This window comes from Streptomyces sp. NPDC040432 (assembly GCF_055595445.1).
The window spans coordinates 17911-37829 of sequence record NZ_JBVIVP010000041.1 but is presented as its reverse complement, the minus strand read 5'-3'; the positions used below and the strand labels follow the sequence as shown (position 1 = coordinate 37829).

Genomic DNA, 19919 nt, shown 5'->3' with positions numbered 1-19919 from the left:
AGGGGCGGGGGCGTCGGCGGCGTCTCCCGGGACTAGGGGGGGGGGGGGGTGTGGACCGGGTGGGAGGAGAGGGACCCCCCCCCCCCCCCCCCCCGTTCCCCCCCCCCCCCCCCCCCCCCCCCCCCCCCGCCCGGGCGGAGAGGATCGGCGGCACGCGAACGCGCCGCCGGCGTGTGGGCCGACGGCGAGCACGCCGAGGGGCCCCGCCACTGTGTGTGGCGGGGCCCCTCGGCTTGTTGCGTGATCCTCGTCCGTTGTCAGGCGGACTTGCGGCTGTCCCGCGGATGCACGGCAATGTTCATGGCGCCGGAACGCAGGACGGCCAGCCTCTCGGCCAGCACCTCCTCCAACTCCTCGCGGGTGCGTCGCTCCATGAGCATGTCCCAGTGCGTTCGCGCAGGCTTGCCCTTCTTCTCTTCGGGCCCGTCCCCGTCCACCAGGAGTGCCATGGCGCCGCACGCCTTGCACTCCCACTCCGGCGGAATTTCTGCCTCAACCGAGAACGGCATCTCAAATCGATGTCCGTTCTGGCATGCGTACTCCACCGCCTGGCGCGGGGCCAGATCGATGCCGCGGTCCGTCTCGTAGCTGGTAACCACGAGCCGCGTACCGCGGAGAGCTCGCTCACTCATGAATCGTGCCTCCCGGGCTTGTCGCCCACAGGACAGGTGTCGCTGTCGTCGTCATCCGGTCAACGTCCGGTCGGCGGTATAGATTCCCGCTCCGGGTCGTGCGTCGCCCGTCGTGCCGCCCCTTGTTGTACCCACCACTGCCCGTTTTGTCACATCTGGCAGCAGATGTCACCCAACGTCCACACTTCTTGAGCGCGCAGTAACGGTCCGGCTGGCAGGCCAAAGGCGTACACTACCGGCCCTTCGCTTCAACGTCGAAATTCGTTCCGAATTCGTATCCGCGTCCAGGTCGGACCGGTCCCTCAGACCCGCTCGGGAACAGGATTCCCCGCCGCCTCCACCGCACGGCGCACCGGCACCCTCGCGAGGAGCACGAAACCCAGTGCGAAGAAGACCACCAACGAGATGATCGCGTCCCGGTAGCTGCCCGTGACCTGGAAGGTCAGCCCGAAGACGAGGGGTCCGATCCAGCTCAGACCCCGGTCGCTCATCTCGTACGCGGAGAAGTACTCGGCCTCCTTCCCCGCCGGCACCAGGTGCGAGAAGAGGGAGCGCGACAGCGCCTGGCTGCCGCCGAGCACCAGTCCGATCATCGCGGCCAGCGCGAAGAACCACACCGGTGTCCGGGCCGGCAGGAAGTAGCCGGCGGCCAGGGTGAGGGTCCACGCGACGAGCGAACCGAGGATCGTCCGCTTGGCCCCGTACGTCCGGGCGAGCCGTCCCATGCCCAGCGCCCCCGCCACGGCCAGCACCTGGACCAGCAGCACCGCCACGATCAGGGTGGACTGCTCCAGCTCCAGCTCCTCCGAGCCGTAGACCGAAGCCTGCGAGATGACGGTCTGGACCCCGTCGTTGTAGACCAGGTAGGCCAACAGGAACGACAGGGTCAGGGGATGGCGCCGCATGTCCTTAAGCGTCGCGACGAGCTGTCGCCAGCCGCTCACCGCGGGAGCGCCGCCGCCCTCCTTGACCACGGCCCGGTCGCGCAGCCTGCGCAGCGGGACGATCGCGAACGCACCCCACCACACGCCCGCCGACGCCAGGCAGATTCGGACCGCCTCGCCTTCGGAGAGCCCGAAGGCATCGTGCCCCTGGAACAGCACCAGGTTCAGCAGGAGCACGAAGGCGCCCGAGGTGTAGCCGAAGGCCCAGCCCCGCGAGGAGACCGTGTCCCGCTCCTCGGGCGTGGAGATCTGGGGCAGGAAGGCGTTGTACAGCACCATCGAGATCGCCAGCGAGGCGTTCGCGACGATCAGCAGCAGACCGCCCAGCAGGTAGCGGTCACCGTCCAGGAAGAACATGCCGACCGTCGCCGCCGCGCCCGTGTACGCGGCCACCGCCAGCAGCGGCTTCTTGCGCCCGCTGCGGTCGGCCGCGGCGCCCACCAGCGGCATGATCAGCACGGCGAGGATCACCGACGCCGACACCGAGTAGGCGAAGAAGGAACCGGCCCGCACGGGTATGCCCAGGGGGTGGACGTAGCCCTCGGCGTCCGCGGCCGCCTTCGCCACCGCGGTCAGGTAGGGGCCGAGGAACACCGTCAGCACGCTCGTCGAGTACACCGAGCAGGCGAAGTCGTACACGTACCAGCCGTGCTGCTCCCGCTTGCGCGCGGCCTTCCCCGCCTCGTCCCCCGCGCCGGGTTCCGTTCTGCTGTCCGTCCGCTCGCTCATGAGCGCCCCCTCGCTGGTCCCCGTACCGCCCCGCCCGTCGACCCGGGCGCGGCGGCCCGGGGCCCGTCAGGCCCAGGCGCCGCGCCGGTCGAGGACCGTGCGCAGGATGTCGATCCGGTCGGTCATGATGCCATCGACACCCAGGTCGAGAAGCGCTTCCATACGTTCCGGTTCGTTCACGGTCCACACGTGCACCTGGAGGCCCCGTTCGTGCGCCGTGCGCACGAACCGCCCGTCGACCACCCGGATTCCCGCCTGGACCTCCGGAACCTGCGCCGCCACCGCCCCGACCCGCAGGGCCGCCGGGATGGCGTACGAGCGCAGCCGCAGCCCCACCACCCCGCGCACCCCGTACGAGGTCGCCAGCCGCGGGCCGGCGATCCGCTGTGCCCGGGCCACCCGGCTCTCCGAGAACGACCCCACGCAGACCCGGTCCCACACCCCGGCGCGCGCGATCAGGTTGACCAGCGGGTGCAGTGCCGACTCGGCCTTCAGATCGATGTTCCAGCGGGCGTCCGGGAACTCCTCCAGCAGGTCCTCGAACAGCGGGAGCGGCTCGCTGCCCGCCACCCGGACCTCCCGCAGTCGCTTCCAGGGCAGCTCGGCGATCCTGCCGCTCCCGTCCGTCACCCGGTCCAGGGTCGCGTCGTGGAAGGCGACGAGCTTCCCGTCGGCCGTGGCGTGCACGTCGGTCTCGAAGTAGCGGTACCCGGCGGCGGACGCCCTGCGGAAGGCGGTGGCGGTGTTCTCCAGCCCGTCCGCGGCCCCGCCCCGATGGGCGAAGGGAATCGGAGCCGGGTGGTCCAGATAGGGGTGGCGAAGGCGTACGTGAGTCACGGCCGCAGTATGCCTCCTGGGCCCCCCGGGTCGGCAGCGGCCGCGTGACCGGACGGTGAACGCCCGCCCCCACCTGGCCCGAATGGACCGCCCCGTGACACCCTGGGCCCGCGCGGCCAATCCAATACCGGCCCCGAACCCCGCCCGACGGGGCCAATTCGACAAAGGTGGACCCGACACCATGGCTCAGTGGACCTCAGCGGTCGGTGCCGCGCAGCTCGCCCGGCTCATCGGCTCTCAACAGGAGCGCCCCGGCGCACCGGGCACCCGCAAGGCGCCCGCGTACCGCACCCTGGCCGACGGCATCCGCCTGCTCGTCCTCGAAGGCCGCGTCCCCGTCGCCGCGCGGCTCCCCGCCGAACGGGAACTCGCCGTCGCGCTCTCCCTCAGCCGGACCACCGTCGCCGCCGCCTACGAGGCCCTGCGCGGCGAGGGCTTCCTGGAGTCCCGCCGCGGCGCGGGTAGCTGGACCTCGGTACCGGCGGGCAATCCGCTGCCCGCCCGCGGCCTGGAACCCCTGCCGCCCGAATCCCTCGGCTCGATGATCGACCTCGGCTGCGCCGCGCTCCCGGCCCCCGAGCCCTGGCTGACCAAGGCCGTCCAGGGCGCCCTGGAGGAACTCCCGCCGTACGCGCACACCCACGGGGACTACCCGGCCGGGCTGCCCGCGCTGCGCCGGATGCTCGCCGACCGCTACACCGAACGCGGCATCCCGACCATGCCCGAACAGATCATGGTCACCACCGGGGCCATGGGCGCCATCGACGCCATCTGCAGCCTCTTCGCGGGCCGCGGCGAACGGATCGCCGTCGAGTCCCCGTCCTACGCCAACATCCTCCAGCTCATGCGCGCCGCCGGGGTCCGCCTCGTGCCCGTCGCCATGGCAGAGGGGCTGACGGGCTGGGACATGGACGTCTGGCGGCAGGTCCTGAGGGACTCCGCGCCGCGCCTCGCCTACGTCGTCGCCGACTTCCACAACCCGACCGGCGCGCTGGCCTCCGACGACCAGCGGCGCGCGATGGTCGAGGCCGCCCGCTCCGCGGGGACCGTCCTGATCGCCGACGAGACCATGGTCGAGCTCCGACTGGACCCGGAGCAGGAGATGCCGCGCCCGGTCTGCTCCTTCGACCCCGCCGGCAGCACCGTGGTCACCGTCGGCTCCGCCAGCAAGGCCTTCTGGGCGGGCATGCGGATCGGCTGGGTGCGCGCCGCGCCCGACGTCATCCGCAGCCTCGTCGCGGCCCGGGCCTACGCCGACCTCGGCACCCCGGTGCTGGAACAGCTCGCGGTGAACTGGCTGATGCGGACCGGGGGCTGGGAGGAGGCCGTCGGCATCCGCCGGGAGCAGGCCCGGGGCAACCGGGACGCGCTGGTCGCCGCCGTGCGCCGGGAGCTGCCCGACTGGGAGTTCGAGGTGCCCCGCGGGGGGCTGACCCTGTGGGCCCGGGCGGGCGGCCTCTCGGGGTCGCGGCTCGCCGAGGTGGGGGAGCGGGTCGGCGTCCGGGTGCCCTCGGGGCCCCGGTTCGGCGTCGACGGGGCTTTCGAGGGCTACGTCCGGTTGCCGTTCACCGTGGGCGGCCCGGTGGCCGACGAGGCCGCCGCGCGGCTGGCGGCGGCGGCCCGCCTGGTCGGTACCGGGGCGGGCGGCGGCGGGGCGGAACCGCCCCGTACGTTCGTGGCCTGACCCGGGGCCTCACGGTGCGTCGGCCGGGACCTCCGGGATCTCGGAGGCGTCGATCGACGGCCCCTGCGCCTGCGCGGGCGGCTGCGTCTGGAGCTGCCGGGACAGGGTGACGTGCTCCTCGCGTACGTCCTCCGGGAGGGCATCCCGGAGGTCCGCCGCGCCCTCGGAGCCCGCGCCCCGCCGTTCCGGCAGCAGCTCCAGCACCGCCTGGCGGTGGGCCGGGTGGGCGGCGTCGTCGTACGGATCGGGCGTCGCGGGCACCTGGAGGCGGTGCACCGGTCCCACGCCCAACCGGGCGTAACCGCGCCCCGGCGGGACCTGGGCGGTCGGGGTGGTGTGCGGCGGCAGCCCCAGGACGTCGGTGATCTGCTGCACGGTCGCGGGCCCGAGGACGACCCGGGCCCGGGTGTGCTGCCAGACGGCGTCGTTCAGGAGCTCCAGGTGTTCGAACTGCTCGGCCACGACCACCGTGATGTGCGCGGCGCGGCCGTGTCGCAGCGGCACCTGGAGCTGGGCGAGCGGATCGGGCCGCCCGTCGGCGGCGGCGAGGTGCGCGAGGACGCTGGGCCGGTCCAGCAGGACCCACAGCGGGCGCCGGGTGTCCTCCGGGGCGGGGCGGCCCGCCTCGCGCGCCCGGTGCGTGGCGATCAGGCGCCGTTCGGTCTCCTGCGCCGCCCACTCCAGGGTGGCGAGGGCGCCGGTCGGCCCGCACTCGACGGCGAGGACACCCTCCCGGCCGGTCAGGCAGGTGTATTCGCCGCTGCCGCCGCCCTCCACGACGAGGACGTCCCCGTCGTGGCGCAGCGCCTGCAGGGCGACCGAGCGCAGGAGGCTCGACGTGCCGCCGCCGGGCGTGCCGACGGCCAGCAGGTGGGGCTCGGTCGAACGGGGGCCCGTCCGCCAGAGCACGGGTGGCACGTCGCGGGGCTCGTCACCCTCCACGACGGGCAGGGTGCGCTGCACCGCGCCGGCGTCGGTGAAGCCGAGGACGGTCTCACCGGGCGAGGTGACGAACGGTTGGGCGGCGATGCCCGTCGCCAGCGCCGTCAGGACGCTCAGACAGAGCTGGTTGCCCTCCTCGTCCCAATCGAAGAGGTACTCCCGGCCGCGCCCGGACTTGGCGTGCAGCAGCGCCTCGATCCGGGCCCGCGAGGCGGGCTCGCCGTCGGTGAAGTAGGCGGGGTAGCGGATGCGGAGCCGGGTGAGGCGGCCCGCCCCGTCGAACTCGTAGCCGCTGAAGGCCTCGTCCCAGTTCCCGCCGTGGGAGAACAGCGGGCTCGGGTCCTCGGCGATGGAGAAGTACGGCACGAGGGCTTCGTAGAGGGAGCCGAGGCGTTCGCGCTCGGCGTCTGCGGGACCGGTCGTCACGGGGGTGCGATCGCGCCCCTGCCAGGCCGCCGCCGCCATGAGGGTGATCAGGGCGAGGAGCGGTCCGTAGGGGACGAGGCCGACCGCGAGGGCGCAGGCCGCCCCCAGGAACAGCGCGGGACCGCGCTTGTCCTTGGGGGTGTCGGCCCACTTGCGCCGCCCGGTGGAGGCCAGGACGCGCAGCCCTCGTCCGATGACGAGGAGCGGATGGAGGACGTCCGTGGCGTTGTCGGCGGCCGAGCGAGCCAGGTCGCGGCCCCGCGCCAGCGACGGGGTGCCGCTGCTGAGGATTCGGGGGAGTGGGCGCCGTGCCACGGTCGTCTCCTGGATTCGTGGATCGTACGGGCTGTGCTGTCGGGGGCGGTTCGGACCTGGGCCCCGCCGTCGAACTCCCGGCCGCCCTCCGGGCGACGACGGGACTTCGAGGACAGGTCCTAGAGCTTGATCCCGCCGAGAAGGCTCGCGAGGCTCGCCGTACTCGCCGTGATGCTCGGCGCGATGGCGGAACCGGCGAGGAAGAAGCCGAAGAGCGCGCAGACGAACGCGTGCGTCAGCTTCATCCCGTCCTTCTTGAAGAAGAGGAAGCAGATGATGCCGAGCAGGACGACACCTGAGATGGACAGGACCATTGCAGTTCTCCTGGGGGGTGGGGACGGTCACCATCAGTCCTTCCAGGCTCACAGCAAGTATCAATGCGACAAAAGGTGCATACGAGTGAATCCAGACGTTTTTCACTTGACCGGCCCCTCCCGGCTGGCGCGTCCGCCCCGCAGGGTGTCGGCCGGGATCCTTGCCTTGAGACACCCCCACCATGTCCCGGAACGGGCGCTACCCTGGCGATTCACCCGTACGGACGCAGTGCCGTGCATCCCCCTGCCCCGCGGCCTGGGGAAACTCTTGCCAGCAAGCAGCGAGTGAAAGGCGGTACGACCGATGAGCGAGCACCAGGACGCTCCCGACGAGGACGTCATCGAACTGGCCACCAAGATCTTCGACCTCGCCCGTCAGGGTGAGACCGAGAGCCTGGCCGCCTACCTCGACGCGGGCGTGCCCGCGAACCTCACCAACGACCGCGGCGACACCCTCGTCATGCTCGCCGCCTACCACGGGCACGCCGAGGCCGTCACGGCCCTCCTCGACCGCGGCGCCGAAGCCGATCGCGCCAACGACCGCGGCCAGACCCCGCTCGCCGGTGCCGTCTTCAAGGGCGAGGGGGCCGTCATCCGCGCGCTGCTCGCCGGCGGGGCCGACCCGAACGCCGGAACGCCCTCCGCCGTGGACACGGCCCGCATGTTCGCCAAGGCCGACCTGCTGGAACTCTTCGGAGCCGAGTAATCCACTTTTTCCGGGGCCCAGCCCCGGCCAGGACCGGCCCGCGACCTCACGGGTTGGTCACGGCGGCCTTAAATGTGGTCGCGGCACACAAACCGCCTGGGTCATCATGGCGTCGGATTCGATTCGCGGACATGACGGACGGGCAGGAGCGGGCTGGACACGAAGGGTGTCGATACCCACCCCTGCCGCCACCGGACGCCACGGTCGCGGACACCGACGAGAGTGAGAAGGCAATGGTCTACATCGAGCGGAACATGACGGCGAACGTCCTCACATGCTGTTACGCGGCCCTGTGAATCCCGATTCCCGGTTGCGTCCCCAGCTTGATTTGAGGCCATTCCCATGTTCGAACCAGTCATAGCGCCGAGCGGCACGCTGCTCGGGCTCCTCCAGCGGGGCCGCGGCGACGGCACGCTGCACGCCCTCGCGGCGCCCCGGCCCGAGGCCCTCGCGGCCCTCGACCAGTGCGTGCTCCGCGACCCGCGCCAGGACTGGCAGGTCGAGAACCGCTCGCTGTACTACGCCCGCCTGTACCTGGACCTCGACGGCCCCCTCGGCGCCATCGAGGCCCACCTCTTCAGCGCTGACGACCTCGTCGACGAGGAGGACCACCGGACCGGCCTCGCGCTGTCCGTCCTCGGCCACCTGGCCTCCTACGGACGCGACGACGCGCTCATGCTGCTGCGCCGGTACGCCGCCTCCGGCGCGAACTGGGCGTGGGCCCTCGACGAACTCGCCCTGCGCGACGACGACGAAGGCCTGCGCTCCCTCGCCGCACCCGTACTGGCCCGCTTCCCCGCCGACCCCGAGGGTGAGGCGCGGCTCGCCGCCGCCGTACGCGACGCCTACGAGCCCCGCCCGTGGTGCCTGTGGGAGGAGCTGCCCCCGTACGGGGAGCGCCTGCGCGCCGCCCGCCGGCAGGGCTCCTTCGACCGGTGGCAGCGCCAGCTGACGCCCAGCGGCCCCCGACCCGGCTGGGGGGTCCAGGCCGTCTTCGACTGGGCCGCCGACGGGTTGCGCCGCGGCACCCCGCTGCACGTGCCCGCCGCCCGCTGCCTCGCCGCCGTGGCCGCCCCCGAGGACCGCTCCGCCATCCTCGCGGCCGCGGCCGGAGCCTCCGGCGAGGCCGCCCGCGCCACCGCCCTGCACCACCTGGTCCTCGCCGAACCGGAGAACCCGGCCGTCCTGGACCTGATCGAAGCCGCCGGGGACGAACCCGCCGTCGCCGCCTACGAGCGCATGTGCGGGCCCGCGGCCCTCGACCGGGCCCGCCTCTGGGTCCACCGCCCCGACGCCCTCGGAGCGGCCGCCGCGTCCCTCCTCGCGGCCCGTGGCGGCCCGGGGGACGCCGCACTCGTCCTCGGAGCGCTCCGCTCCACCGTCCGGGGCTCCGGCCCGGACACGATCCGCCTCTTCGCCCTCGTCGACGGCGCGGGCCGACTCGCCATCGGCTGCGCCGCCCCGGTGCTGCGCCACATCTACCGCGAGACGGCCTCCTCGCACCTGCGCGGTCGCGCCGCCCGGGCGCTGGCCGGCACGGACCCGACGTTCGCGGCCGGCTTCGCCGTCGAATGCCTCTGGGACTGCGAGGAGACCACCCGCGAGGTGGCGGCCCGCCACGCGGAGACCGCCGACGCCCGCGTCACCCCGCGCCTGCGCCGCCTGGCGACGGACCCGGCGGAGGAGGAGGACGTCCAGTCGGCGGTCCGCAGCCGCATCACGCCGGAATCGGCGATGTAGCGGGGCCCTTCGGGGCGCAGCGGGACCTCGGCCGGGAGACGTGGCCGGCCGGGGTCCGGGGCGGGCGGTCCACCCGGCGACCGGGCGGACGTCCCCGCGGGTCACGACACCCGGGCCCCCACGAACCGCACCCGAGTGCCCGGACGGGCCTGGGCCGCGGCGTCCAGGGACGGGCCCTCGGGGACCACCGCGACCACCGGATAGCCGCCGGTCACCGGATGGTCGGCCAGGAACAGCACCGGCAGGCCGTCCGGCGGCACCTGGACCGCTCCGAGGACCATCCCCTCGCTCGGCAGCTCGCCCGCCCGCCGGCGGGCCAGCGGGGGGCCGGCCTCCGTGCGCAGGCCGATCCGGTTCGACGCCGCCGACACCCGGTAGGTCGAGGTCAGCAACGCCCGCAGGGAGGCCGCCGTGAACCAGTCGGCCCGGGGGCCGAGCCTCACCGGCAGGACGAGTTCGGCCGGCGGACCCGGCACCCTCAGGGCGTCCGCCCCATGGACCGGATCCGCTCCGGGGACGCCCACCGGGAGCTCCGCCCCCGCCGTCAGGACGGCCGGGCCCAGTCCCGAGAGCAGGTCCGTCGAGCGACTGCCCAGAACCGGCGGGACGTGGAACCCTCCCCGCACCGCGACGTAGGCGCGCACCCCCGCTTCCGCCCGGCCCACGTCCAGCTCCGCCCCCGCCCGCAGCCGGACCGGCGCGCCCCAGGGCGCCGGGCGCCCGCAGACCCGTACCGCGCAGGGTGCGCCCGTCACCGCCACCGTCACCGGGGCCAGGGCGCGCAGGGCGACGCCGTCCAGGGTGGTCTCCAGGACCGCCGCGTCCGCCGGATTGCCCAGCAACCGGTTGGCCAGGTCGCGCGCCCCGGAATCGAGCGCGCCGGACCGGGGCACCCCGAGGTGGGCGTACCCGGGCCGACCGAGGTCCTGGACGGTGGTCAGCGCCCCCGGGCGCAGCACCCGCAGCCCGCTCACGCGCCGACCTCCGTGAACCGGACCCGTACCCCGGGTGCGAACAGGGCCGCCGGTTCCCGCGCGGGGTCCCACAGCACCGCGTCGGTCGAGCCGATCAGCTGCCAGCCGCCGGGGGAGGTACGGGGGTAGACGCCCGCGTACTCCCCGGCCAGGGCGAACGAGCCCGCCGGGACGGCCGTACGGGGCGTCGCGCGCCGGGGTGGCCGCAGGTGCGGGGGCAGCCCGGTCAGGTAGCCGAAACCGGGGGCGAACCCGCAGAAGGCCACCCGGAAGACGATGTCGCCGACCAGCCCCGGGACCTCGTCCGGCGACACCCCCCACCCGGCCGCGACCTCCGCCAGGTCGGGCCCGTCGTACCGGACGGGGACGGTGACCAGCGGCCCGTCGGTCCCCGTGAGCGGCGGGATCCGCCAGCGGGCGATCCGCGCGGCCAGGGGTACGGGGTCGCGCACCCCGTCGAGGAGCACGGTCCGGGCGGCGGGCACGACGTCCCGCACGCCCTCCAACCCGCCCGCGTCCCGGCGGCGCAGCACCTCGGCGTGCAGTGCGGCCACGTCCGCCGCCGACTCCACCTCGATCAGCAGGGCGGACTTCCCGACCGGCAGCACGTCGATCCTCATGCGAAGGCCTCCACCGCGACCCCGGCGCCGCCCAGGGCCTCGCGGACCCGGCGGGCCAGGTCGGCGGCGCCCGGGGTGTCGCCGTGCAGGCACAGCGAGCGTGCCGCCACCACGACCGGGGTCCCGTCGGCGGCCGTGACGGCGCCCTCGGCGGCCATCCGGACGGCCCGGGCCACCACCGCGTCGGGATCGTGGAGCACCGCGCCGGGCTCGCCGCGCGGGAGCAGGGTGCCGAGGGGCGTGTACGCCCGGTCGGCGAAGGCCTCCGCGACGGCGTCCAGGCCGGCGTCACGGGCGGCGGCCAGCAGCAGCGACCCGGGCAGACCGAGGACGGGCAGGCCCGCCGCTCCGGCCGCCAGGCGCACCCCCGCGACGACGGCGCCCGCCTGGCCGGCGTCGTGGACGGTGCGGTTGTACAGCGCCCCGTGGGGTTTCACGTACGACACCCGGGAGCCGGCTGCCCGCGCGAACACCTCCAGGGCCCCGATCTGGTACGCCACCTCGTCCGCCAGTTCGCCGGGCGGCACGTCCATCGACCGGCGCCCGAAGCCGGCCAGGTCGCGGTAGGAGACCTGCGCGCCGATCCGTACGCCCCGCCCGGCGGCCAGCTCGCACACCCGACGCATGATCGACGGATCGCCGGCGTGGAAGCCGCAGGCCACGTTCGCGCTCGTGACGACGGACAACAGGGCCTCGTCGTCGGTCAGCGTCCACCTCCCGAAGCCCTCGCCGAGGTCGGCGTTGAGGTCGATCGCGGCCGCTGAGGGTGTGATCATGGAAGCCATGCCGCGAGCGTAGAACAGCGCACCCCCGACCCTCCACGGCGCCGGGGACGATCCGGCCGAACCATGCTGTTTGGGATGTTGTCCGTGTCAGCGCCTAGTCTTTCCGTCGTGACTCTCCCCGCCCCGGCGAAGACCCTTCCGTCCCCGGCGCCGGGCCCGGCCGCCGACGAGGGCCTGGCCCGGCGGCTGCGCGCCCTCGCCTGCACCGCCCCGCTCCACGACCTCGACGTCCGCAAGGCCAATCTGGCCGGCGAGTACGGGGTCTACGCGATGGCGGAGGTCGCGCTGTCCGCGATCGACCTGGTCACGCTGAACATGGACTTCGACACGGGCGCGGACGCCGAGCAGATAGTGGCCAGGCTGCTGCCGCGCGTCGCGGCCCAGGCCCCGTCCCGCCAGGCGGCCGAGCACGAGCGGGTCGCCCGCTGGGTGCTGGAGAACCTGATCAACGTCGGCAGCGTGGACCGCGGGTTCCGCGCCATCTACGGCACCTTCGGACCGGACGGCGTCTACGTCCGCCGCGACTACGACTTCAAGCTGATCGAGGAGGTCCCCGGCTACGGCGGCGCCGTGTACCTGCGCACCACGGACGAGGCGGTCAACGTCCTCGTCGGAGCCCTGGACACCGATGTCACCAGCGCGCAGATCGCCGCCGAGGTCAAGCTGGAGGTCCTCATCAGCCGCGGCCGGCTCGCCGACGCCCAGCTGGCCGCCGAGCAGGCCCGCTACCGGACCGTCCAGTACGCGGAGACCCTGCGCCGCACGCTCGACGCGACGCGGCGCAACGTCCGGGCCGTGGACTGGCTCCAGGCCGTCCCCGACATGATCGCCGAGGCCCTCGACCACGTCGCCGACCGCTACCGCCACGAGAACGCGATCCTCACCAACATCCGCAAGGCCCGTGACGAGGCCGAGGACCCCGACAACAAGCGGCGCGCCGCCGAGCTGGTCGACATCGTCAAGGACTGCATCCGCCGACACACCCAGCTCCAGTCCCGACTGCTGGACGCCGGCCCGCTGTTCCGCGCCGAGCAGGACCGGCAGGCCTTCGCGGCTCCCGCACCGCGGTCCGGGCTGGACCTGTACGGCCAGCTCGTGGCCCCGCTGCTGCCTCTGCCGCTCGAACAGGCCGTCCGCGTCACCGACGCCTTCTTCGCGGCGGGCACCGGTCTGCGCACGCCCGTCTCCGTCCGTGTCACCGACCTCGTCGAGATCCTGCTGACCCCGCCCCAGGAGCGGGAGCACCTCGGCGTGGAGATGCCGGAGCCCGACCTCATCGCCACCCCCGACGACAGCCGCTTCAGCGAGGAGCAGCTCGCCGCCGCGAACCGACTGCTGGACCTGCCCCACGACGCCCCGCGCCGCCTGTCCGGACTCCTGGCCGATGCGCGCCGCAGCGATCCGGACCTGCCGTACCTGGTGGCCCTGCTCGCCGTCCACGCGGCGAGTCCCGCGGTGGGTACGGCGTACCGGCAGGGCGAGGAACGGCTGTTGTTCGCCGTGGACGACGGGACCGTGCTCGACGACCCGGAGTTCGGCGGCGCCGACCTCATCGTCGGCACCGCCCTCCTGGACGCCGCCGGGATGGCCGCGGACCGCTCGGAGGCGGCATGACCCCCACCCGGGCCGACCGGGCCCTTCGTGCCGGTGACCGGGTACGCCGGGCCGACGGGGCCCTTCGTGCCGCTGACCGGGTACCCCGGGCCGACCGGATCCTTCGTGCCGGCGACCGGATCCCTGATGCCGCCGACCGGGCTCCTCGTGCCGGTGACCGGGTTCTCCGTACCGGCGGCCCGGCCTCCCGGGCCGATCGGGTCGCGCCTCGTGGGCCACGCGCGCCGCACGCCGCGCCGCTCCGGCCGACGGTGACCGCCCGGCGCCGGTCGGGACCGTGGTGCGCGGCCCGGACCGCACCGGCCGCACCCCTTCGGGACGCCGCACCGGCGGCCCCGGCCGCACCGTTCCGGACCGCTGTCGCCGCTGCCGTTGCCGCTGTCGCCGCCACCGTCGCACCGTTGCGCCCCGCCGTCCCCGAGCCCCGCACGGGCCGTACGCCCGGGCCCGCGACCACCGCACGGATCCACCACCGCACCGCCGAGGAGACCCACCCGTGAGCGACCACCACGCCGAGCACCCCGCGTGGACCGAGCCCGACGCGGCGTCGGCGCCCGCCGCGGCCGTCTCCTCCGGGGCCCTCACCCCCGCCGACGCCGCGGACGCGGCCCGGCTCGTCGCCTTCGGGCTGCAGCCCAAGCTGCTGCCCGCCCGCGACGCCGAGTACGCGGAACTGCTGCGCCGCTACCGCGAGGACCCCGGCTTCGGCCGCCTCGCCGACGCCGTCGCCACCGGACTCGGGCTCGTCGTCCTGGAGGTGTCCCCGCGCGCCGGCATGGCCGTCGCCGCCGGCGAGGACTCCGTGTTCGCGGTCCGCATGGGGGACTACGCCCGCCGCACCGCCGCCGACGGCGGCGACCGCTTCCTGCACGGCCTCGCGCACCTCGCCGTGGCCGCCCTCGCCTTCCCCCGCCCCGAGGACCTCGCCGACGACGGCTACATCGGCCGCATCACCGTCAACGGGGTCGACTCCTTCGTCCGGCAGACCTGCCGCCGCCTGGAGGAGCGCGCTGGGGAACTCGGCGAGAACACCGACCCGGCCTCCGACGCCCCGGGCCTGGAGGCGGCCTGGCGCGTCTACACCCGCCGCAGCGCGACCGGAGCCACCAAGGACGCCCGCCGCCTCGCCGGTTCCACCACCGGCATCGTCGGCAAGGCCGCCGCGTTCCTCACCGAATCCGGCTTCCTCCAGCGCACCGGCGACGACTCCGGCGGCACCTACCGCACCACCCCCCGCTACCAGCTCCAGGTCCGCGACATGGCGGGCAGCTCGGCCATGGCCGAGCTCCTGGAACTCGGCGTGGTTCCCGTCGGCGACGGCTCGCCCACCCTCCTGCCGCCGCCCGAGGGCGACGACCTGGACCTCGCCGCCGACGCCGGACTCCCCTTCCACGCCTGAGCCGCCCCCCCGGCCCCACCCCGCCCTCCGTACGACCCACCAGAGACCACGAGAGTCCGCCGAAATGTACGAGCTGTCCCGGATCCGCCTCTACTCCATCGGGCCCGCCGGCGCGCGCTACGCCGACACCGTGCTCGACCTGCGCGGAGTCGGCGAACCGGTGCCCCACCCGGCTCCCGCCCAGGCGGAGTTCTTCGAGGAGGAGCCCACCGGCCCGCCCCGGCGACCCGCGCCGGCGGGCGTGCTCTTCCTGGAGAACGGCGGCGGCAAGTCCGTCCTGCTGAAGCTGATCTTCTCGGTGATGCTCCCGGGCCACCGCAACACCCTCGGCGGCGCCAGTTCCGGCGTGCTGCGCAAGTTCCTGCTCGCCGACGACTGCGGCCACGTCGCCCTGGAGTGGCAGCACACCCGCACCGGCGAGTGCGTGGTCGTCGGCAAGGTCAGCGAATGGCGCGGCCGCCAGGTCTCCAACGACCCCCGCAAGTTCGCCGAGGCCTGGTACTCCTTCCGCCCGGGACCGGGCCTGAGCCTGGACAACCTCCCGGTCGCCGAGGCCACTTCGGTGCGCCCGCCCGGTGAGGGCGTCTCCGGCGCCCAGGGCCGCCGCCGCACCATGAAGGGCTTCCGCGACGCCCTCACCGAGGCCGGGAAGGCGTACCCGCACCTGGAGGTGTACTGGGAGGAGATCCACGACCGCTGGAACGAGCACCTCACCGACGTCGGCCTCGACCCCGAACTCTTCCGCTACCAGCGCGAGATGAACGCCGACGAGGGCGAGGCCGCCGGCCTGTTCGCGGTCAAGAAGGACTCCGACTTCACCGATCTGCTGCTGCGCGCCGTCACCGACACCCGCGACACCGACGGCCTCGCCGACCTCGTGCACGGCTTCGGGAACAAGCTGGGCCGCCGCGCCGAGCTGATGGCCGAACGCGACTTCACCGCCGGCTCCGTCGACCTGCTCACCCGCATCGTCGAGGCCGCGACCACCCGCTCCCGGCTCCGCGACGTCCACGCCGGCGCCGAGCGCCGTACGCGCACCCTCGCCCGGAGGCTGTCCGCCCGCGCCGCAGGGGAACGCGTCCGCGCGGCCGAACTCGCGCAGCAGGTGACCGCCGCCGCCCACGAGGTCACCGCCGCCGAGGCCGCGCGCGCCCGCAGTGCCGCCGTCTCCGCCGAACTCGCCTACCGGCACGCCTCGCTGGCCCTGACCGTCGCCGACAAGGCCGCAGCCGCCCAGCGCCGCGAGCTCCTCGAAGCCCGTACCCTGCACGCCGCCTGGCAGGCCGCCGAAACCGTCCTGCGCCACCGGGCCGCCGCCGACCGCTCCACGCGCGTCGCCGCCGCCATCCTGGAGGCCGAGCGGGACGCCGCCCCCGCACTGGCCGCGCGCACCACGGCCGCCACCGCCCTCGTACGGGCCCTGCACACCGCCGCCGAGCACGGCGAGCGAGCCGCCAACGAGGAGGAGGAGCGTTCCGCCGAGCTCCAGCGCCTCGGCGAGGGCGCCCACCGCGACGCGACGTCCGCCGCCACGTCCGCGCAGCGGGCCCGCAGCGAGGCCGAACATCTGCGGGCCCGGCTCGCGGAGGTCCAGCAGGAGACCGCCGAGGCCGTCCGGGCCGGCTGGCTCGACGACTCCGCGCCCGACGCGGACCCGGCGCGCGCCGCCCTCGCCGCCGACGACGCCGAGAAGACCGCTGTCGCCGCCTGGGACGAGGCCCGCGAAGCCGCCCGCGGCGCGTCCGGCTCCGCCCGCGAGGCCGCCGCCGCGGAATCCCGGGCCGAACTGACGGCGGCCCGGGCCGCGGACGCCGCCGACGCGGCCGAGGCCGCCCACGGGGCGGAGGAACGCGCCGCCGCCTCCCTCGCCGGTTCCCCCCGTCTCGCCGAGCTGCTGGGCCTGCCGTCGCACCCCGGCCCCGCCACCGTGCCGGACCCCCGCGCGGCCGAGACCCCCGACGCCGGGGACGGCCCCGGCCGCCCGGCAGGCGAGGGGGCGCTGACGGTCGCCGACCTCGACCGCAACGCCGACGACCTGCACCGGCTCCTCGCCGACGGGGTCGTCGCCGCCGAACGCCACCTGTTCGAGCTGCGCACCGCGGCCGCCGACGACGCCCGCATCCTGGGCGCCCTCGGCGACGGCGGTCTGCTGCCGCCCGGACCGGACGTCCTGGCGACCGTCGAGTACCTCGGCGAGCACGGCATCCCCGCCCTTCCGGGCTGGCGCTACCTCGCCCAGTCCGTGGATCCCGCCGACCACGCGGCCGTCCTCGCGGCCCGCCCCGAACTCGTCGACGGCGTCGTGATCACCGACCCCGACACGCACTCCCGGGCCCGCGAGGTCCTCACCGGCGCGGCCCTCCTGCCCCGCTCCACCGTGGCCGTCGGCACCGCCGCCGCCCTGCTGGCTCCCGTCCCGCCGGCCGCCGGCCCCGCCGGCGACCCGGACGTCTTCCTCGTCCCGCCGAACCCGGCCATGCACGACGAGCACGCCGCCGACGAGGAACGTCAGGCACTGCGCGCCCGCGCCACCGCCCGCGACACCGAGATCCGCGAGTTCGCCGCCCGCCTTTCCGGCGACCGGGAGCTCGCCGCCCGCCTCGCCTCCTGGCGCACCGGCTGCCCGCCCGGCCGGCTCGCCGAACTGGCCGGGCAGGCCGCCGCCGCACGGACGTTCGCCGAGGAGGCCGACGCCGAACTCGCGGAGGCCCGTACCGTCCGTGCGGAGGCCGACGAGGCGGCCGCGGACGCCACCCGTGTGCGCGACGAGCGTCAGGAGAGCGCCCAGCGCGCCCGCCGCGTCGCCGACGTCCTGTCCGGCCTCGCCCACCGCCTGCGCGAGCGCGCCCGCTGGCAGGCCCGGCTGCGCGAACTCGCCGACGACGCGGCGGAGTCCGAGGCCCGCGCCGAGGCCTGCCTGGACCGGGCCCGCGCCGCCGACGAGGACCGCCGGGCCGCCCAGCGCGCCGCCGACGACGCCCGCCGCACCGCCCGCGCCCTGCGCGCCGAACGCGCCGAGATCGCCGGCGCCCCCGAACCCCTCCCCGAAGAGGTGGAGAGCGCCGCCAAGGCCCCGCTGCCCGAACTCCGCGAGGCCTACCGCGCCGCCTCCCGGCTCTACGAGAAGGTCGGCGTCGGTGCCGACCTGCGTGCCGAACAGGCCCGCGCCGAGAGCGACGAGAGCGGCGCGCTCGCCGAACTCGACCGGCTCACCAACAAGGTGCGCACCCGCGCCGCCCAGCTCCTCGAAGGCACCGACGGCGCCGACGGACCCTCCCGACAGGCCGCGGCCGCCCGCGCCGAGGCCCTCGTGCAGATGCTGGAGACGCGCGCGTCGACCGCGAGCGAGCAGCTCGGCCGGCTGCGCGGCGAGGCCGAACGGCACGCCCCCGCCGAGGGCGAGGCACACACCGAACTGCCCGACGAGCTGATCCCGGTCGACGTCGAGCAGGCGCAGGGCCTCCTGCGCACCGCCACCGCCCAGCTCGCCGCCCACAGCGCCGCGGTCGACGGCGCCCGCTCCGCCCACGCGGACCTGCTGCGCTCCCACCGCGCCGCGGAGGACGGCGCCGGCGGCTTCGACGAGACCGCGGCCCTGCTGCGGGACCTGCTGCGCGACCACACCCACCCCGACGACGAGCAGGAGCCCGTGCCCCATCCGGGCACCCTGGAGGAGGCCCGGCAGTCCGCGGCCGAGGCCCGCCGTTCCCTGCGCGCCTGTTCGGCCGACCTCTCGGCCGCCGAGGCCGCCGTCCGCGAGGCGAGCGACGTGCTCGTCCGGCACGCCAACGCGAACCGCTACGAGCAGGTGCGCACCCCCGCGCGCCAGCAGATCCGCGAACTGCCCGCCTCCGCCCTGCCGGAGCACGCCGCCGCGTGGGCCACCGCCTTCGCGCCCCGGCTGCGCGTCCTGACCGACGAACTCGCCCAGTTGGAACGCAACCGCGACAGCATCGTCGACCGGCTGCGCGGCCTCGTGGAGTCGGCCCTGGCCACCCTGCGCTCGGCGCAGCGCCTGTCCCAGCTGCCCGAGGGCCTGGGGGAGTGGTCGGGTCAGGAATTCCTGCGGATCCGCTTCGAGGAGCCCGACCAGGCCGTACTGACCGAGCGGCTCGGCGAGGTCATCGACGAGGCCACCCGGGCCGCCGTCAAGAAGAACAGCACCGCCTCCTTCGGGGAGGGCCGCCGCGACGGCATGTCCCTGCTCCTGCGCGGTGTCCAGGCGGCCCTGGAACCCAAGGGCATCGCCGTGGAGATCCTCAAGCCGGACGCGGTCCTGCGCGCCGAGCGGGTCCCGGTCGGTCAGATGGGCGACGTGTTCTCCGGCGGGCAGCTCCTGACCGCGGCCATCGCCCTCTACTGCACGATGGCCGCACTGCGCAGCAACGACCGGGGCCGGGACAAGCACCGTCACGCGGGCACGCTCTTCCTCGACAACCCCATCGGGCGGGCCAACGCGACCTACCTGCTGGAGCTCCAGCGGGCCGTCTCCGACGCCCTCGGAGTCCAGCTGCTGTACACCACGGGCCTCTTCGACACCACGGCCCTGGCCGAGTTCCCGCTGGTCATCCGCCTGCGCAACGACGCCGACCTGAGGGCGGGCCTGAAGTACATCAGCGTCGAGGAACACCTGCGCCCGGGGCTGCCCCAGCAGTCACCGGACGGGGAGACGATCCACGGGGAGATCACGGCGACCCGCATGTTCCGCCGCGGCGCCTCCGACCGGGACCCGGCCTCCTCCTGAGCCCGCGCGAGCGCGGCCGGGCCCCCGGTGCGGGCTCGACCGCGCTCGCGGGGCCCCGCCGCCCTACCGCGGACGCGCGACCCGCACCGGGCCCCGGCCCTCGCCCCAGTTCCGGCCCGGTGACGCGGCGCTGCTCGGCGTCGACAGCACCCCGTGCCGCTGGTGCCACATCTGCCGGGTGATCCACACGTCCAGCACGCCCCAGGTGGCCAGGACCGTCCCGGCGACGCCGCAGATCACCATCGGGAAGGCCAGCCAGGAGCCCGTCAGCGCGAGGAAGAACGTGATCGTGGCCTCGGTCAGGGTGACCGCCACCATCAGTACCGCCCGCACCGCGGAGGCCCGCACCGGGTCGGGCATCCGGGGGCGTCGCGCGGGTTCCTCCACCCACAGGCCGCGTCCGGGCGCCTCGGTCGCCGCGCCGTCCTCTTCGTACATCCTCATGGTCCGCCCACTCTCCACCGCGCGGTCCGCCAAGCCTGCTTCCACGCCTGCCCGCCCCACCCGCGCCCAC

The 19919-nt window shown here is 75.0% G+C and carries 15 protein-coding genes; 6 read left to right on the top strand and 9 right to left on the bottom strand.

What is annotated here, in order from left to right:
• Positions 1-257: 257 nt before the first annotated feature.
• From ACZ58N_RS37905 to ACZ58N_RS37895, 3 genes are all read right to left on the bottom strand, one after another.
• On the bottom strand, positions 258-632 hold the full coding sequence (locus ACZ58N_RS37905) for an RNA polymerase-binding protein RbpA (protein ID WP_007262928.1): 375 nt from the start codon (positions 630-632) through the stop codon (positions 258-260).
• Between the two features lie 302 nt (positions 633-934).
• Positions 935-2305, bottom strand: coding sequence for an MFS transporter (locus ACZ58N_RS37900; protein ID WP_471169888.1), 1371 nt, complete (start codon positions 2303-2305; stop codon positions 935-937).
• A 66-nt stretch (positions 2306-2371) separates the two neighbouring features.
• On the bottom strand, positions 2372-3142 hold the full coding sequence (locus ACZ58N_RS37895; RefSeq protein ID WP_471169885.1) for a glycerophosphodiester phosphodiesterase: 771 nt from the start codon (positions 3140-3142) through the stop codon (positions 2372-2374).
• A gap of 181 nt (positions 3143-3323) precedes the next feature.
• Here ACZ58N_RS37895 and ACZ58N_RS37890 point away from each other — a divergent pair, with 181 nt between their 5' ends.
• The gene (locus tag ACZ58N_RS37890; protein WP_471169883.1) at positions 3324-4826 is read left to right on the top strand and encodes an SCO1417 family PLP biosynthesis transcription factor; all 1503 of its coding nucleotides are present in this window, start codon (positions 3324-3326) and stop codon (positions 4824-4826) included.
• 9 nt (positions 4827-4835) lie between these two features.
• Here ACZ58N_RS37890 and ACZ58N_RS37885 read toward each other — a convergent pair whose 3' ends face one another.
• Both ACZ58N_RS37885 and ACZ58N_RS37880 read right to left on the bottom strand, forming a co-directional pair.
• Positions 4836-6509: a hypothetical protein gene (locus tag ACZ58N_RS37885; RefSeq protein WP_471169881.1), complete on the bottom strand. Its 1674-nt coding sequence runs from the start codon at positions 6507-6509 to the stop codon at positions 4836-4838.
• A gap of 119 nt (positions 6510-6628) precedes the next feature.
• Positions 6629-6823 (bottom strand): hypothetical protein, encoded by a 195-nt coding sequence (locus ACZ58N_RS37880; RefSeq protein WP_007262923.1) that lies wholly within the window; start codon positions 6821-6823, stop codon positions 6629-6631.
• A gap of 304 nt (positions 6824-7127) precedes the next feature.
• On the opposite strand from ACZ58N_RS37880, the gene ACZ58N_RS37875 reads away from it, so the two are divergent.
• Complete coding sequence (locus tag ACZ58N_RS37875; RefSeq protein ID WP_471169878.1) at positions 7128-7529, top strand: ankyrin repeat domain-containing protein; 402 nt, start codon at positions 7128-7130, stop codon at positions 7527-7529.
• A gap of 342 nt (positions 7530-7871) precedes the next feature.
• Positions 7872-9269, top strand: coding sequence for a HEAT repeat domain-containing protein (locus tag ACZ58N_RS37870; RefSeq protein WP_471169876.1), 1398 nt, complete (start codon positions 7872-7874; stop codon positions 9267-9269).
• Positions 9270-9370: 101 nt separating this feature from the next.
• Here ACZ58N_RS37870 and ACZ58N_RS37865 read toward each other — a convergent pair whose 3' ends face one another.
• From ACZ58N_RS37865 to ACZ58N_RS37855, 3 genes are read right to left on the bottom strand one after another with little or no spacing between them, the layout of a single operon-like run.
• Complete coding sequence (locus ACZ58N_RS37865) at positions 9371-10243, bottom strand: 5-oxoprolinase subunit C family protein (RefSeq protein WP_471169873.1); 873 nt, start codon at positions 10241-10243, stop codon at positions 9371-9373.
• Entirely contained in the window at positions 10240-10863 is a 624-nt protein-coding gene (locus tag ACZ58N_RS37860) for a 5-oxoprolinase subunit B family protein (protein WP_471169871.1), read from the bottom strand. The genes ACZ58N_RS37865 and ACZ58N_RS37860 overlap by 4 nt, the downstream gene beginning before the upstream one ends.
• The gene (locus tag ACZ58N_RS37855; RefSeq protein WP_471169891.1) at positions 10860-11639 is read right to left on the bottom strand and encodes a LamB/YcsF family protein; all 780 of its coding nucleotides are present in this window, start codon (positions 11637-11639) and stop codon (positions 10860-10862) included. Before ACZ58N_RS37855 ends, ACZ58N_RS37860 begins: the two co-directional genes overlap by 4 nt.
• A 72-nt stretch (positions 11640-11711) precedes the next feature.
• Between ACZ58N_RS37855 and ACZ58N_RS37850 the strand changes: the two genes are divergently transcribed.
• The 3 genes from ACZ58N_RS37850 to ACZ58N_RS37840 all read left to right on the top strand — a co-directional run bounded on the left by ACZ58N_RS37850 (position 11712) and on the right by ACZ58N_RS37840 (position 19405).
• Positions 11712-13262: a hypothetical protein gene (locus ACZ58N_RS37850; protein ID WP_471169868.1), complete on the top strand. Its 1551-nt coding sequence runs from the start codon at positions 11712-11714 to the stop codon at positions 13260-13262.
• Between the two features lie 496 nt (positions 13263-13758).
• Positions 13759-14661, top strand: a complete 903-nt coding sequence (locus tag ACZ58N_RS37845) for a hypothetical protein (protein ID WP_471169865.1) — start codon at positions 13759-13761, stop codon at positions 14659-14661.
• A gap of 64 nt (positions 14662-14725) precedes the next feature.
• Entirely contained in the window at positions 14726-19405 is a 4680-nt protein-coding gene (locus ACZ58N_RS37840) for a hypothetical protein (RefSeq protein ID WP_471169862.1), read from the top strand.
• A gap of 63 nt (positions 19406-19468) precedes the next feature.
• On the opposite strand, the gene ACZ58N_RS37835 is transcribed toward ACZ58N_RS37840, so the two are convergent.
• Positions 19469-19849 carry a hypothetical protein gene (locus ACZ58N_RS37835; protein WP_471169859.1) on the bottom strand — a complete coding sequence of 127 codons (381 nt, stop codon included), beginning with the start codon at positions 19847-19849 and terminating at the stop codon, positions 19469-19471.
• Between the last annotated feature and the right edge of the window lie 70 nt (positions 19850-19919).